The following is a 1,258-nucleotide window of genomic DNA, read 5'->3' on the forward strand; positions in this document are numbered from 1 at the left end:
GACAAGACTGGCTATCCCGTTGAAATGCTGGAACTCAGTATGGATATGGAAGCCGACCTTGGTATCGACTCTATTAAGCGCGTGGAAATTCTAGGCACAGTACAAGATCAACTGCCAAACCTGCCAGAACTGAGCCCTGAGGATTTAGCCGAGTGTCGCACCTTGGGTGAGATTGTCGCCCTCTATGCGGGTTCGCAAGCATCAAGTGAGGCGCCACAGCAAAACCATGCTGCGCCAATTCAAGAGATTCAAGAGGCAACTGCAGAAACCGTCGAGGAAACCATCGACCTGCCGCCCCATAGTGAGGTGATGCTAAAAAAGTTGCCAGCGGCGGCTGAGTTAGCGCGCATCATAGCAACTAGCGATGTTCAACTGACGGCAAACAGCTACGTCGTTATCAGTGATGATGGCCACAACGCGGGGGTGATTGCCGAAAAGCTTCACGCCCAAGACGTTAAGGTCGCGGTTGTACGCTCACCGAAAACGGTTGTGACCAGCGCATCACCACTCGATAGCCATATTGCCAGCTTCACGCTGGAGGCGATTGATGATGAAAGTATTTGTGAGGTCATCAATCAGATTGAAGCGCTTGGCCAAATCGCCGGTTTTATTCATCTGCAGCCACAACATAAGTCCGTTCCCGATAAAGGTGCTGGCTTAGTGCTGGCAGACGACGCCAAAGCCTCGGTCGAGCAAGCCTTCTTGTTTGCCAAACACTTACAACCGCTGTTAACCGAGCGCGACCACTGCCGCTTTGTCACCGTCAGCCGTATCGACGGTGGCTTTGGCTATATCGGCATGGACGAGTCGGCTGGCGCTGTTATTAGCCAGAGTGAACTCAACCAAGCGGCGCTCTCTGGACTCACTAAAACCTTAAATCACGAGTGGCCGGGAGTGGTTTGCCGCGCGCTGGATATCGCACCAAACTTGGACGCTAAAACGGTCGCTAATGCGGTAGTGCAGGAATACTACCTCCAAGATGCGCCGGTCGAAGTCGGTATTGATAGCGAGCTTGAGCGCACCACCTTAGTCGCGGGCAATGCCGTGCTTCGCCGCAGTGGCGCGTCTCTCTCGTCAGCGGACAAAATCCTCGTCACAGGCGGTGCTAAGGGCGTCACCTTCGAGTGCGCCTTAAGTTTAGCGAAACGCTGCAAGGCACATTTTATCCTCGCGGGTCGCAGCGCCCATCAAGGGATCCCCGCTTGGGCTCAGGGTAAAAATCGCAACGAGCTGAAAGCCGCTGCCATTGCACATTTGC

At 54.2% G+C, this 1,258-nt stretch carries 1 protein-coding gene; it reads left to right on the forward strand.

All coding sequences use genetic code 11. The features are described 5' to 3' along the window. Positions 1-1,258 (forward strand): phosphopantetheine-binding protein (locus SHEWPOL2_RS21990; RefSeq protein ID WP_037431795.1); only part of this gene is annotated, 1,258 nt, incomplete at both ends.

This window comes from Shewanella sp. POL2 (genome assembly GCF_000282755.1).
Lineage (GTDB): Bacteria > Pseudomonadota > Gammaproteobacteria > Enterobacterales > Shewanellaceae > Shewanella > Shewanella xiamenensis.